Raw genomic sequence first — 14,028 nt, 5'->3', positions numbered from 1 at the left:
CGAGCGATAGCTGAGAAGGGTTACTTGAGTCGCTGGGCGGCATTTCTTAGTCCGCTCAAGCGTCTATGGCCGGAATATACTCCAGCGACTTCGAAAGGCAACGGCCCAGCGAGAGTTTTTTGGCAATGCGATCAAGATTGCTACCAGATGTGGTCGCTTTGCTTAGGTAATGCGCTCTGACGGGTCAGCAAGAAGCGTAGGCGCCTCAATATGATGCCGCTGCGAGACGGTTGCCGGCACCTTGCGCGGCTTACACTCGCCCACATAAACAGCATTCCAGAATGCATTCCGATGAGGTGACCATGGCCACGGGTTGGGCCGGTGACGGCGCAGTTCAGGATCAGATCGACGCGACGGTGAAGGACGCGGTGGAGCGTGCCAAGAGCGCGCTGCCGAGCGGCCCGAGCCTGACCCACTGTGCCGACTGTGGGGTGGAGATTCCGGAAGCCCGCCGCAAGGCCATCCCCGGAGTGCGCCTGTGCATCGCTTGCCAGGAAGCCGAAGACAAAGAGCAAGCCGCCTTCAGCGGCTACAACCGCCGCGGCAGCAAGGACAGTCAGCTGCGCTGAGCCGGGCTTTAAACATTGGGGCGTCACGTCAATCCCGCCGCCTGTAAAACCGCCATATCGAAAATGATTCCGTCGCCGCGCTCGAACGACCGCACGCGGCTGGTGAGCGCTGTTGCGCGTTCTCCTGTCGGGTAAAACCGAAGCCAATGGATCCTGGTGCCCGTGACCCTTTTCACGGTTGCCGAAAGTTCGTAACTGCTAAGGTCCGCGCGTCGAAGACGATGTCGAGTCGAATCATGAAGTTGCGATCAGAAGTGGCGTGCCGTTCGCAGTACGAACCACGGAAAGTCCCATCCCGCTTGCGCCACGCAACGACTCCGCCCCCGGCGCGCTAGCCGAATGAAGAAGCAAGTTTTGATCGGTGCAATGGCGTGCGTCATGGCGGCAAATGCGGGCGCGGATGAAGTGGGGCGCTGGTACTTCACCCCACAGATCGGTGCGCTGATCCTGGATGACGATCGCAACGTGCGCGGCGATGGTGACCGGTTGTTCGGACTCGCCGTCGGCAAGCATTTGCATGACCGTTGGAGCCTGGAGCTGAATGCAAACGGCGCCAAGGTCGAGGGCTTTGCGCCGTACGCAGCGTCTTTGGATGCGCTGCGCGTGTTCAGACGCAATCAGAACGTTTCGCCCTATGTGACATTCGGCGCCGGTGCGATCCGCAACGACGTCGACGTTGGATCCGTCAACACCGATGCGATGGTGCAGGCAGGTGTCGGCCTGATGTGGAAGCTCGGTGAGAACCGTCGTGCTACCGGCGCTTTCAGCGTGCGACCGGAGATCAAAGCGCGTTGGAACGATGCAGGCCACGAGCGCTTTTTGGACTACACAGCGGCGGTGGGTTTTCAATTCTCCTTCGGTCCGGCGCCGGCTGCAGCGGTGGTGGCGATGCCCGCGGCAACCGAGCCTGTCGCTCCCACGCCGGCGCCCGCACCAGCGTTGGTTGCGCCTGCCGATTCAGATGGTGATGGTGTTCTCGACACAAAGGATCTGTGCCCGGAGACTTCGCGCGGCGTGGCGGTGGATGAGAAGGGCTGTCCGCAGCGAGGTTCGATCACACTCGCCGGCGTCAACTTCGAGAACGATTCGGTCGTGTTGCTGTCGGGCTCGACTGTCGTGCTCGATCGCCTGGTCGCCGACCTCAAGAAATATCCGCAGCTGGAGATTGAGCTGCAAGGCCACACCGACAGCGTCGGTAGCGACCAATACAACCAGCGATTGTCACAACAGCGTGCCAACGCCGTGCGTACGTATTTGTTGAACCGCGGCATACGTGCCTCCCAGGTGGTCGCGCGCGGCTATGGTGAATCTCAGCCGATCAGCGATAACAGCACTGCCGCAGGCCGCGCGCAGAATCGGCGCGTCGTGATGCACGTGTTGCAGAACCCCGGAGAAGTCGAGGTCGCCAGTCCTTAAGGTTCACTCGTCTCGCAATGCTACGACCGGCCGCCATCGTGCAACGAAATAGACGTGGGCGGCGACGGTCAACGTGCCGATCAGCAGCGCCACCGCACCGGCTGCAAGCAACAGCCATGCGTCGAGCGACGCGCGTTGCGCGAAGCCGTCCAACCATCGTTGCATCAGCCATGCGCCGAGCGGCAGCGCGAGTAGGGTGGCGATCAGCACGGGTCGGGTGAACTGCCAGAGCAACAACGCCATGATCTCTCTGGTACCCGCACCCATGGCTTTGCGAATGCCGACTTCCTTGGTGCGCTGCTGGGCCGCGAACACGGACAAACCAAACAACCCGAGCGAGGCGATGATCAGCGCGATGACCGTGAAGCTGTTGAACAGTCGCGCTTGCTGCCTTACGCCGGTGTATAGAGACTCATAGTAGTCATCCAGAAATTGGCTCTCGATGGGCCGCGGCTCGCCGATGCGTTGCCACAGCTGATTGATCCGCGCGAGCGTTTCCGGGATGGCGTGACCGCCCAGTCGTGCGCTGATCAGGATGAGCCGGCTCTGATCCACGAAGTACACCGTGGGCTGAACGGCAACGCGCATGGAGTCGACCGGAAAATCGGGGATGACGCCGACGATCTGATACTGCAGATTCGGTGACCATTCCTTGATTTTCAGCGTCTGTCCAACCGCCGCTTCAGGCGTCGCAACCCCGAGCGCGCGCACTGCGGCCTCATTGACGATCAACGCCAATTGCGCAGCCTCTTGCACATTGGCCGGCACGGCGTCGGTGCCGCGCTCGCGTGAGAATAGTCGACCGGCCAGCGGACGCAGGCCATAGAACTCATGAAAGTTGAAGTCGACCGCCGTGGACTGCAGCGCCGCTTGCGCGCCGCCTGACAGCTCGGCGTTGAGCTGAATCGTTCCAAGATTGGTCGGCGCCGTATGCGAGCTGGTCACTGCCTCGATGCCTGCGACTTCTCGCAAGGCCTCCTGAAATCCCTGCCGCGTTTTCGGATCTCTGAAGGAGACCAGCACTACTTGATCGCGATCGATGCGCAGGCCTTCATGCAAAGCAAATTGCGTCTGGCGATGAATGACTGCAGTCGCCAGGATGAGTAGCACCAGCACGCCGAACTGCAGCACGACCAGCAGCTGACGCACCTTGAAAGATCCGCCGCCCCTGATCGTGTTCGCCTTGACGGTATTGATGGGGCGAAAGGCCGACATCACCATCGCCGGATAAAAGCCCGCCGCAAGACCGATCGAGAGCAGGGCAGCGAGCAGGGTGAGCGCGAGCATCGGATCTCGCCAATACTCGAAGCGGATTGCCGCTGCACTGGCGTCACTCGGGCTGTGGTCCAAGAGGGCGTTGAAGTGGGGCATCAGCAACTCGACCGCGGCGATTGCGACCAGCATCGCAAGCGTCACGTAGATCAGCGACTCACCGATGAACTGCAGCATCAGATCGCGCCTGCTCGTGCCCGCGACTTTGCGTACACCCACCTCGACCGCACGCTGCGAGGCGCGGGACGTCATCAGATTCACAAAATTGATGCCGGCAATCACGATGATGAGAACGCCGATGGCTGCAATCGCATAAACCGTCTTGAGATCGCCAGGCGGCTTGAGTGGAAACTGCGCTTGGGATTTCAGGTGTATGTCCGCGATGGGCAGCACATCCACCTGCAGCTGGATGCCGGGCGGAAATTTCTGATGACGATCGACCAGGCTCGCCATGCGCTCGTGCAAAGACTGGATCGGAGTCGCAGGATTCAGGCGGAAGTAGGTATGCGCCTCGAACTTGCGGACATTGAATTCCGGCAGCGGCGACAGCTCTTGCAGCAGCCGCGTATTGGATGCGATGGCGGTGAAATTCAGATGCGTGTTGGAGGGCAGATCCTCTATCACCGCAGTGACGCGCATGACTTCTTTGCGGTCCAATTCCAGCGTCTTGCCGATCGGCGCGTCTTCGCCAAAATATTTGCGAGCAGCCTGACGGGTCAGCACGATGCTATCGGGTGTGCTCAACGCGGTGGAGAGTTCACCGGCGATCGTCGGCAGTGCGAACACACGAAAGAAATCGGGATCGGCAAAAGCGACTGGCTGCTGGGCTTCGATTTCCCCATTGCGCACGGCTTTGCGGACCGTCCAGAACCGACCGATCGCCTGGATTTCGGGAAAATCGCTCTCGAGCCATTCCGCGACCCGATGATAGGCCGTGCTGAAAGGCGCAGCGGCCGTGCCGGGCGTCTGCCGCGTCATCGAGACGCGATAGATATTCTCGTGGCCGGGGATGGATCGCTCGTAGCTCAACTCCTCGCGCACGTAGAGGCCAGCGAAGATTCCAGCCGCCAGCCCGATCGCCAGGCCGACGATGTTCAGAGCCGCGTAAAGCCGATTGCGCGACAGATTGCGTAACGCCGCGCTCAGATAGTTTCGCCACACGGACAGGCCCTGTTTTATCCCCTCAACAGGCGCAACAGTCTATAGCGCAGTCACGGATGATGAAATCAAACGAAGATCAAGCGCTTAGCGCCCAACCGGAGCACTGGCGCGAGCATGGGTGTTCGAAATCGAACACCCGGATCGAAAAATCTGCGCTTACTTCGCCAGCTGCTGACGCAACACTTCTTCCAGACGCCGCACGCCATCCATCGTTGTGAGACTGCCCGGAGACAGTCGCAACGTGGTGCCTCGGCAATCCGCATAGACCTGGGCCGCGCGGAGCTCGCCGATCAGAGTGCTCGGGTTGAGCGCGTCCGTCACCTTGAGCATGACACTACCGCCGCGCTGGGCAGGATCACGAGGGCATAGCAGGTCCAGTCCCAGCCGGTCCGCCACCGCGATGAGCTCGCTGGACAGCTGCCGGTTATGTGTCAGCAGCGCGGCATGATCCTGCTGCGCGTGCCATTCCAATGCGGGCAAGCTGCCGGCGAAGGCGATGATCGATGGCGTGCCATGATCGAAACGCCTGGCATCCGAGGCATAGGAAAATGCGTTGAGATCCCAGGAGAATGGATTCTCCTGACTGAACCAGCCGCGCAGTTCGGGGCGGCATTCACTGAGCAGCTCCGGACGGACATGCAGGATGCCGGCGCCCGACGTGCCGCCGAGCCATTTCAAAGTGGTGGACACGGTGAAGTCGACCTTCGGCGCCTGAGCGTCATAGGGCAACAGTCCGATGCCTTGTGTGACATCGACGCCGACCAGGCTGCCCACGTTGTGGCCGTGTGCCACCAGCGCATCCAGCCCACATCGATAAGAGGCAGTAGACGTAGCCTGCGTCAGCAACGCGACGCCGACGTCATGACCCCAGCGCTCGATGAAGTCTTCATCGCGGACCCAGTTCTCGCCGGGACGTAGCGGCACGGTATCGAGCGTGAACCCGAGGCGATCCGCCAATCCCGCCAACAGGAAATGCAGGCTTGGAAAGCAGTCGGCAGCGACCAGCACCCGGCGACCCTCGATGAATTGCCGGGGCAGCGCGCCCATCAAGCTGTACAACGCGGCGGTGACGTTGTCCGCAGTCGTGAGCGAGCCGGGCGGCGCATTGATAAGCGCACACCACCGTTCGATGAACTGCTGGCGAATCTCCAGCGCGCGCGGCCATTGCGTGTCATCGGGCGTGCTCCAGAAGCGAGCATAGTTTTTCAGACCCGCCTCGATCAGCTGCTGCTTGTTCGCAAACATGCCAATGGAGTGGTACAGGAAATAGGCGGAGCCGTCGGCAGACGGCGTGCGCGAGTCAGCAACAAAAGTCATATCGAGCAGAATCCTTGATCGAGCCTCAACGCCACAGGCTGAGGAACAGCACCACGATGGCAAGCGGCGAGATGATGCGCACCGCGAAACGCCAGACGGCGATGACGGGCGCTCGGGCAACCACGTGCTCTTCGGTGGTCGTGCGACGCACGGCCCAGCCGATTAGCAGCGCGATCAGCAAAGCATTCAGCGGCAACAGCAGATTGGCGATGACGAAGTCCAGCACGTCGAAAAAGTTTCTGCTGACGAAGCCCGGCACCGCTGACAGCGGATGGAAGTCCTGCAAGACGCTGAATGAGAGCAGGGAGGGCAGGCCGATGGCCCAGACTGCAATGCCGGTGAGCACTGCGGCCTTGGTGCGCGACCAATTGGTCCGTTGCATCACCCACGCGGTCACCGGTTCGAGCATGCCGACCGCGGTGGTGAACGCTGCGAGCGATATGAAGGCGAAGAACACGATGCCGATCAATCCTCCGCCCGGCATCTGGCCGAACGCGACCGGCAGCGTGACGAAAATCAGATTGGGTCCTTCCGCAGGAGTCAGACCATAGGCGAACACCGCCGGGAAGATCGCAAGCCCGGCGAACATGGCGGTCACGACCACCGAACCACAGATGAATAGCGCCATTCTTGGCAGCGAGGCGCTGCGAGGCATATAGGCACTGTAAGTAATCATCACGCCGACGCCGATGGCGGTGGAGAACAGCGCCTGGCCCAGCGCAGTCAGCACGCTTTCGGCCTTGAAGGTGGCGAAATCAGGAACGAACAGGAACCTCAAGCTGCTGCCGAGCCCGAGCGCCGAGGCGTTGTAGATGACCAGGCCGATCAGGATCACCGCCAGCGCGATGATCTTGATGCGCGAAACGCGCTCGATGCCCTTCTGCACACCGCTCGCGACGACTCCGACCGTGCAGGCAAGAAACAACCATTGGACCAGTCCTGCGCGCCACGGCGAAGACATCAGTTCGCTGAACGTCGCCAGCGAGCGCTCGGCGTCGAGGTCGGCAAAGCCTTCCACCAGTGCGAGCCGCGCGTAGTCCAGCGCCCAGCCTTGCGACCACGCTTGTTAATTAACTTCAAGCCGAGGAAAGGGGATGAGCACACTTGAGCCAGCCGACCATTTTTTTCCAGCCGCCCCAAGGCGCGCTCGTGCTTCCACTAGCGAGTTCGACCGCTTTTGACGGCGCTTGGCATGGCCCGCGCCGACCGATCGACATCTCCGCGATCATCAGCGGCACGCATAACAGGAACACGAAGAAGATATACAAAAGAACGAACAGTCCGCCGCCGTTGGCGCCAGCGACATAGGGAAATCGCCACAGCGTGCCCAGACCGATCGCCGCCGCGGCTGCGGCATAGAGAAATCCGAAAGTCGAGCTCCAGACGTCACGTGCCAAGGGAACACTCCTGCCGCGAATACACAGTAATAGAGAAGTTCATATACAAGCGAATTTAATTCGCCATCCTGGCGCGTCCGCTCTGGTCGCTGCGTGTGGCGCTACCGTAGAATGGCGCGGCCAATCAACGAATGCCGCAGGGGCCAGAGCATGCAGACGACTTTCAGGAAGAAGCCGGCGACGGGCACAGCCCGGACGCAGTCCTCGCCGAAACGTGCCGCCAAGCAGTCGCGCGGAACCAAAGGGGGCGCGCCTATCGCAGCGGATCATTGGCTCGACACCTTCCTGCCGTACCACATGTATCGAGTCACCAATAAGCTCAACGCCCGCTTGCTCAAGCGCCTGAAGACGATGCGCATCAACACGTCGCAGTGGCGAGTATTGAGTGTGCTGCGAGCCTACGGGGCGATGAGCATCACGCAGATCGTGGAGGCGACGCTGCTGGAGCAACCCACCGCCAGTCGCGTAGTGGCGCAACTGGAGCGCATCGGGCATGTGCAGCGTCGGCTGTCTGAGCTGGATTCGCGAGTGACCGAGATCTCCATTACGGCCGCCGGTCTGGAAGCGTTCGACGAGATCGTGCCGTCCGCGCTGCGACATCAATCGCTGGCATTCCAGGACGTGAGTCCCAAGGAAATGGCGTTGCTCGCCGAGATCCTCAGGAAAGTTGAACACAATATCTCGCATGACGATTGACGCTCAGGCGCTAGCGGTCGGCGCCGCCTGCGGGCGGCGCTTGAGCGCACTGAGCACATTCCCCAGACGATGGATTTCTTCCACCGTGTTGTAGTGGACGAGCGAGACGCGCACCGCGCCGCTCGCTACATCCAGTCCAAGCGCCTGCATCAGACGCGGAGTGTAGAGGTGTCCGTCGCGGATCCCGATATCTGCAAGGGCGGCATGTTCGCTAACGGCAGCCGGCGCAATACCCGGAAGCGTGAAGCTGACAGTAGGCACGCGCCGTTCGAGTTGGGTGCGATCCGTGATGCCATAAATGATCGCTCCACAATCCTTCAGCGTGAGCAGAAGCTCATCTGATAAGCGCTGCTCATAGGTGCGAATGCCCTGCATCGCAAAGCGCACCCGGCTGAACAAATCCCGGCGCTGGCCGTCATTGCCCGCCAGGAGATCGCCAACGCTCGCGAGATAGTCGATAGCGGCAGACATGCCGACGACGTTCTCGTACACGAAGGTACCCGCTTCGATTTTGAAGGGCGGTCGATCCGGAATGAAATCCTCGCGAAACGTCGGCAGGGCCTGCAGCGCTTCATAGCGCCCCCACAGAAAGCCCATGTGCGGGGCGAAGATCTTGTAGCCGGAACAAACGAGATAATCGCAGTCGAACGCCTGCACATCGATGGGTCCGTGCGGGCCGAAGTGGACTGCGTCCACAAAAATCTCCGCGCCGGCGGCATGCGCGGCATCGGCGACGGCGCGCACGTCGACAATCGTTCCGATCGCATTGGAGGCGAGGGTGACCGCGACCAGTCGCGTGCGAGCGGAGAGTAGTGGCAGCAGATCTTCCAGGTGCAGATCGCCGTCCTCGCGCACCCGCCACCAAACAAACTTCGCCCCGAATGGCGCCAGCGCCAGCCACGTGCCGATGTTTGCTTCGTGATCCAGATCGGTCACGACAATCTCATCGCGCTCGCTCAGGGATTGTCCGATGGCCAGACTGACGGTTCGGATGAACGAGGTCGCGTTCATGCCCAGCGCGATCTCTTCCGGGCGGCGCGCATTGACGAACGTGGCAATGGTTGCACGCCCCGCATCGACGGCCTCATCGACGGCAATGCTCTGGCGAAAGCGACCGCCGCGCTGAGCGTTGCGGTCGAGCAGATGACCCTGTACGGCATCGAGCGCCTGACGCGGCAACTGTGCGCCGGCGGCGTTGTCGAAGAATACGAAATTGCCAGCTCGAGCCAGCGACGGAAAGTGCGCGCGCAACTCCTGCGCCGGGAATTTATCGGCCGTGAGCATTGTCATCGCCAAGTTGCTGTCTCAACGCTTGCGCTGCAGGGTTTCGATTTGCGCATCGATCAGCAGGATCTCGGCCTCGTGACTGGCGCGCAGCTGATGCCAACGCTCGGCCGTCATCGACGCCGTGCGCCACGCGGTGAGCGAGACATAGCACTGATCCTCCCGGAGCCCCACCACGGTACCCGGCACGACGCGTGCAAAGATTCGCGGCACCAGATTGTCCGGCGTCCCGACGCGGTAGTCGATCAACAGCAGCTCAGGTTTCGCATCGATTGCGAGCCACGCCTGCGAGCCGTTGAACATGGAAAAGCCGGTGTAGACGCCAGCTTGTTGCGTGGGTTTGACATTTAGCGCACCGAGCGACCAGCGCCCCAGCGCCTGCGGATCGGCGAGGAAATCGAAAGCGGCGCGCGCGGGAGCGTTCACCAACGCCGCACAAGTGTGCACCAGTTCCGAAGAAATGCCCGGGTATGGAGCATCGGCACCTGCGGCGGCACCGTTCTGGGCCGCGCCCGCGCTCCACGCGGTACCGAGCAGAGCGGCTCCGCCGGTGAGGCATAACAAGGCTCTACGGTCGATTTGAGTCACGGAAATCTCCTTTGGCCGGATCGTTGCAGATTTCACTTGCGCGAGCAGTGTATTTCGTATTCATATACAAAGGAATATATTACAGCATGAAAAATCGTTGAGTCGGGGGAGCACCCATGAGAAGTTCGGGAGAGCTGAAGATGCGAGCGTTTTCTAGAAGCGGGGCAGGTGTGGCCTGCCTGGCGATGGCGGCAGTAGCCAATGTGGCACACGGCGCGGAGGAGGCGGTGCTGCAAGAGGTGATGGTGACGGCCTCCAAGCGCGGCGAGTCCTCCGTGCTCGAGACGCCCATCGCGCTCCAGGCGATCACGTCCGCGCAGTTGCAAGCACAGGGCATCACGCAGTTTGGCGACTATGCTCGCAACATTTCCGGCCTGTCCTTCGAGGATCAGGGCCCGGGCGACAAGAAGATCGTGTTGCGCGGCATGCAGTCCACCGGCGCCGCGACTACCGGCCTGTACTTCGACGATCTGATCATCACCGGCAACAATCGGCAGGACGGCGGCGGTCGCCAGCCGGATATTCGCCTGATCGACATGGAGCGCATCGAAGTGCTGAAGGGCCCGCAGGGCTCGCTGTACGGCGCCAGCTCCATGAGCGGCACCATCCGCATGATCACCAACAAGCCCGAGCTGACGCAGACCTCCGGCGCGGTGCACGCCAACGCGAGCTACACCGCTCACGCCAATGACCCGAACTACGATTACGACGCCATGCTGAACGTGCCGCTGATCGAGGGCAAAGTCGGCGTGCGCGTGGTCGGTTACCAAAGCTCGCTGGCTGGCTTCATCGACGACCGCATGCTGGGACTCGAAGGTGTCAACAATCAGCGAGTGAACGGCGGACGCGCGGCTCTGCGTTGGCAGATCACCGACGATGTGACGCTCGATGCCATGTGGCTCAACCAGAACACCTCAGCCAGAGGCGCGGCCTACTATCAGCCGATCTTCGGCGAATACCAGCAGCGCAACAACACCGAGTCGAGCTGGGAAGAGCAGTTGAACGCGTACAACGTCGCGCTCAACTGGGAGATGGCCAGCGGCAGTGTGACCTGGAGCGTCTCCAAGATGGAGCGCGATATTTACTATCGCTTCCCCGGCGCGCGCATCCTGTGCACGATCAATGGCGGCACCACCGACACCTGCTTCGATCCGGAAAGCAACCCGACCTTGATTCAGTACCGCGCCTCAGCGGACCAGCCGCAGAACCGTAGTATCGAGGTCAGCGAGCTGCGCTACGCCTCCGACTGGAACAGCCCGTTCCAGATCGTCGCCGGTCTGTTCTGGCAGAAGGAAGAAAACGATTTCCGCTCGCGCATCACCGACGTGAACGAGTACGGCGAGCGCCTGATCGGCCGCGAGCACTACAACTCCAACCGCGTCGTGAACAACACGATCGAACAGCGCGCGGTGTTCGGTGAATTGAGCTACTCGTTCACCGATGCGCTGGTCGCTACCGTGGGCGTGCGCAGTTTCGAGTTCGAGGTCGACGAACGCGGCCAGAACCTCGAGGCGCGCACTCGTCCGGTGCCTCAGGATCCGGTGTACACCAGCTCCAAGGAGTCGGACACCACCTTCAAATACAATCTCAAATACAGCTTCGATGGCGGCGCCATGGTGTACTTCAACTATGCCGAAGGCTTCCGCAACGGTGGCAACAACGAGCCCGACTACGCCACCGGCACGGTACTGCCGGCGTACACCTCGGATAGCGTCAAGAGCTATGAGATTGGCGCGAAGAGCGCGTTCTTGAACGGCGCTCTGCAAATGGATGTGGCCGCGTACTACATGGATTGGGAGGACATGCAGGTGCGCGTGTCGGCGAACATTCCCGGCTCCCAGGCACTCATGATCGGTAACGCAGGCCAAGCGGCCATCCGCGGCGTGGAGCTGGGCTTGCAGACCATTCCGTTCGATATCGACCTGACCCTTGGCACCAACCTGACCGTACTGAAGGCGGAACTGTCGGAAGACGGTCCGTACGGTCCGCCGAATGCGCAGGGCGTTCGGGCGCAGCTCATCGGCTTCGACGGCGACCGCGTGCCCAACGTGCCTGAGCTGACGGCAAGTGTGTTTGCGGACTACCGCTTCGACCTGGGCACCTGGGAAGGCAATGCGCGCATGGACTATCAGTACGTCGGCGATTCCTACTCCGACTTCAACGCCACGCGTCCGGTCTACACCGAGCAAGGCGACTACTCGCTGGTCAACTTGCGCATGTCGCTCGGTCGCGAGCAGTACAAGTTCGAGGTGTTCGCCAACAACATCTTCGACGAGCAGGCCATCGTCACTTCGTCCATCGACGTACGTCGTCCGCTGGAAGTGATTCCGCTGCGGCCGCGCACGATCGGCGTCGGCTTCGGCTATCAGTTCTGACGCACGCTTGGGGGATGACGCATGCAGATCGCAGCTCTCGGGATTGGTGGAGCGGCGTCGCTGCTGATGATGCTCGGTGCGGCGGCACACGCCGCCGCACCAGCGGAAATCGGCGCCGACATCATTCTTCGCAACGGCAAGATCGTGACGGTGGATGAGAAGTTCACCGTCCGCGAGGCCATCGCCATCCGTGGCGATCGCATCCTGGCCGTGGGCAGCGATCGGCAGATGCTGGCGTTGGCAGGCCCGAACGCACGCATCGTCGATTTGAAAGGGCACACGGTCGTGCCCGGCATGATCGACGGGCATCATCATTTCCTCGCCAAATCGGTCGACGCCTATCTGGGCGTCGACATTGCGTTGGCGCAGTCCATCGAAGAGGTCAAACAAAAGATCGCCGACAAAGTGGCGCGCACGCCGCCGGGCGAGCTCGTGTACACCACCTCTGGCTGGTTGCCGGCGCAGTTCAAGGAGAATCGGCCGCCCGTCGCGGCCGATCTCGATCCGGTGTCACCCAATCATCCCGTGGTGGTGCAGGGCGGACACTCGGTGTATCTCAACTCGTATGCGATGAAGCAGGCGGGCATCACCCGCGACACGCCGTCGCCGGAAGGCGGTGTGATCGAAAAAGATCCACGCACGGGCGAACCAACCGGACGCTTGATGGAGAACGCAGCCCATCTCGCCGATCGTTGGCCGCGAGGACGCGCCACGCCAGAGGAAAAACTGGCGGCGCTCAAGGAAGGCCAACGCAAGATGAATGCCGCCGGTCTCACCGGCGTGCGCGAGCCGGGCATCAGCCCCGCTGACATGCGCGTATTCCAGCAGCTGCACGACAGCGGCGAGATGACTCTGCGCGTCAGCATGAACTACAGCCTGGATCCTTCACTCTCGATCGAACAGCTCACGACCCAGTTGCAAACCTGGGGCGTCAGCACCGGCTTCGGCGATCACATGCTGCGCCTGGATGGCATCGGCGAGTTCGGCATCGATGGCGGTTTCGAAGGCGCGCTGATGAGCGAGCACTACGCCATCGCGCCCGGTCACGAAAAGGCCGAAGAATATTTTGGCTTGCAGCGGATCCCGACGGAGAAGTTCGATCAGGCCATCGCCCTGATGAATCGACTGAACTGGCGCGCCACCATCCACACGGCCGGTGACAAGGCGTTGGATCTGGTGCTCGATGCTTATGAGAAAGCCAACCGCGAGCAGCCGCTGGCGCGCAAGCGCTGGACCGTGGAGCACTTGCTGTACACGCGGCCCGATCAGTATCGGCGCATCAAAGATCTGGGCCTGGTGGTGTCCACACAGTTCCATGGCTACATGGCGGGCCAGGACATGATCAACTTCTGGGGCGAGCAACGCGCCGCCGGCTCCACGGCCGTGCGCGACTGGCTGGATGCAGGCTTGCTCGTCGGCGGCGGCAGCGACTGGTCGTTGTTGCCGGCCGATCCGTTCTGGATGATGTATTTCTTCGTCACGCGCGATACTCGTCTGTGGGGCGTAATGGGACCGAAGCAGCGTGTCACTCGCCCGGAGGCGCTGCGCATGATGACGATCAACAACGCCTACATCACGATGGAAGAGGACGCGAAAGGCTCGCTGGAGCCCGGCAAGCTCGCCGACCTGGTGGTGCTGTCGAAGGACTATCTGTCGGTTCCCGAAGCGCAGATCAAGGACATCGAAGTGCTGGCGACCATGGTCGGCGGCAAGGTGGTGTTCCAGCGTCCGGCGGCGGCAGTGACTTTGCAGTGATGTGAACTGCCCGCGCGGCGCCCACGCCAGCGTGTGTTGCACGCAGACATATGCAAATGCATATAATGCTCTTCGTCCCTGATTCTTCCTCTGAAGTGAGTGTGGCATGTCGGTCGATTTCGCAGCGTTGCGTAACGAGTTTCCTGTCCTCCAGCACAAGACCTATCTGAACCTGTCTCTTATACACATCTCCGAGCC

At 61.4% G+C, this 14,028-nt stretch carries 11 protein-coding genes; 5 read left to right on the top strand and 6 right to left on the bottom strand.

What is annotated here, in order from left to right; translation table 11 throughout:
• The first annotated feature begins 302 nt into the window (after positions 1-302).
• Positions 303-569 carry a DksA/TraR family C4-type zinc finger protein gene (locus D0550_RS31385; RefSeq protein ID WP_116813206.1) on the top strand — a complete coding sequence of 89 codons (267 nt, stop codon included), beginning with the start codon at positions 303-305 and terminating at the stop codon, positions 567-569.
• A 339-nt stretch (positions 570-908) separates the two neighbouring features.
• Complete coding sequence (locus D0550_RS31380; RefSeq protein WP_116813136.1) at positions 909-1,985, top strand: OmpA family protein; 1,077 nt, start codon at positions 909-911, stop codon at positions 1,983-1,985.
• 3 nt (positions 1,986-1,988) lie between these two features.
• Here the strand turns inward: D0550_RS31380 and D0550_RS31375 are convergent, their stop codons facing one another.
• The 4 genes from D0550_RS31375 to D0550_RS31360 form a co-directional block, all read right to left on the bottom strand.
• Positions 1,989-4,418, bottom strand: coding sequence for an FtsX-like permease family protein (locus D0550_RS31375; RefSeq protein ID WP_116813135.1), 2,430 nt, complete (start codon positions 4,416-4,418; stop codon positions 1,989-1,991).
• 156 nt (positions 4,419-4,574) lie between these two features.
• Positions 4,575-5,735 carry an aminotransferase class V-fold PLP-dependent enzyme gene (locus D0550_RS31370; protein ID WP_116813134.1) on the bottom strand — a complete coding sequence of 387 codons (1,161 nt, stop codon included), beginning with the start codon at positions 5,733-5,735 and terminating at the stop codon, positions 4,575-4,577.
• 25 nt (positions 5,736-5,760) lie between these two features.
• The gene (locus tag D0550_RS31365) at positions 5,761-6,753 is read right to left on the bottom strand and encodes a sodium-dependent transporter (protein ID WP_116813133.1); all 993 of its coding nucleotides are present in this window, start codon (positions 6,751-6,753) and stop codon (positions 5,761-5,763) included.
• A 58-nt stretch (positions 6,754-6,811) separates the two neighbouring features.
• Positions 6,812-7,132, bottom strand: coding sequence for a hypothetical protein (locus D0550_RS31360; protein ID WP_161966176.1), 321 nt, complete (start codon positions 7,130-7,132; stop codon positions 6,812-6,814).
• 150 nt (positions 7,133-7,282) lie between these two features.
• On the opposite strand from D0550_RS31360, the gene D0550_RS31355 reads away from it, so the two are divergent.
• Entirely contained in the window at positions 7,283-7,828 is a 546-nt protein-coding gene (locus tag D0550_RS31355) for a MarR family winged helix-turn-helix transcriptional regulator (RefSeq protein WP_161966175.1), read from the top strand.
• A 3-nt stretch (positions 7,829-7,831) separates the two neighbouring features.
• Here D0550_RS31355 and D0550_RS31350 read toward each other — a convergent pair whose 3' ends face one another.
• Positions 7,832-9,118 (bottom strand): cysteine desulfurase-like protein, encoded by a 1,287-nt coding sequence (locus D0550_RS31350; protein ID WP_116813130.1) that lies wholly within the window; start codon positions 9,116-9,118, stop codon positions 7,832-7,834.
• Positions 9,119-9,133: 15 nt separating this feature from the next.
• Positions 9,134-9,700, bottom strand: a complete 567-nt coding sequence (locus tag D0550_RS31345; protein WP_153067440.1) for a hypothetical protein — start codon at positions 9,698-9,700, stop codon at positions 9,134-9,136.
• A gap of 116 nt (positions 9,701-9,816) precedes the next feature.
• Here D0550_RS31345 and D0550_RS31340 point away from each other — a divergent pair, with 116 nt between their 5' ends.
• Both D0550_RS31340 and D0550_RS31335 read left to right on the top strand, forming a co-directional pair.
• Positions 9,817-12,075 (top strand): TonB-dependent receptor, encoded by a 2,259-nt coding sequence (locus D0550_RS31340; RefSeq protein WP_116813128.1) that lies wholly within the window; start codon positions 9,817-9,819, stop codon positions 12,073-12,075.
• Positions 12,076-12,096: 21 nt separating this feature from the next.
• The gene (locus tag D0550_RS31335) at positions 12,097-13,830 is read left to right on the top strand and encodes an amidohydrolase (protein WP_116813127.1); all 1,734 of its coding nucleotides are present in this window, start codon (positions 12,097-12,099) and stop codon (positions 13,828-13,830) included.
• The last annotated feature ends 198 nt before the right edge of the window (positions 13,831-14,028 follow it).

Source organism: Steroidobacter cummioxidans (genome assembly GCF_003104955.1).
This window is presented reverse-complemented; position numbering and strand designations above follow the sequence as displayed.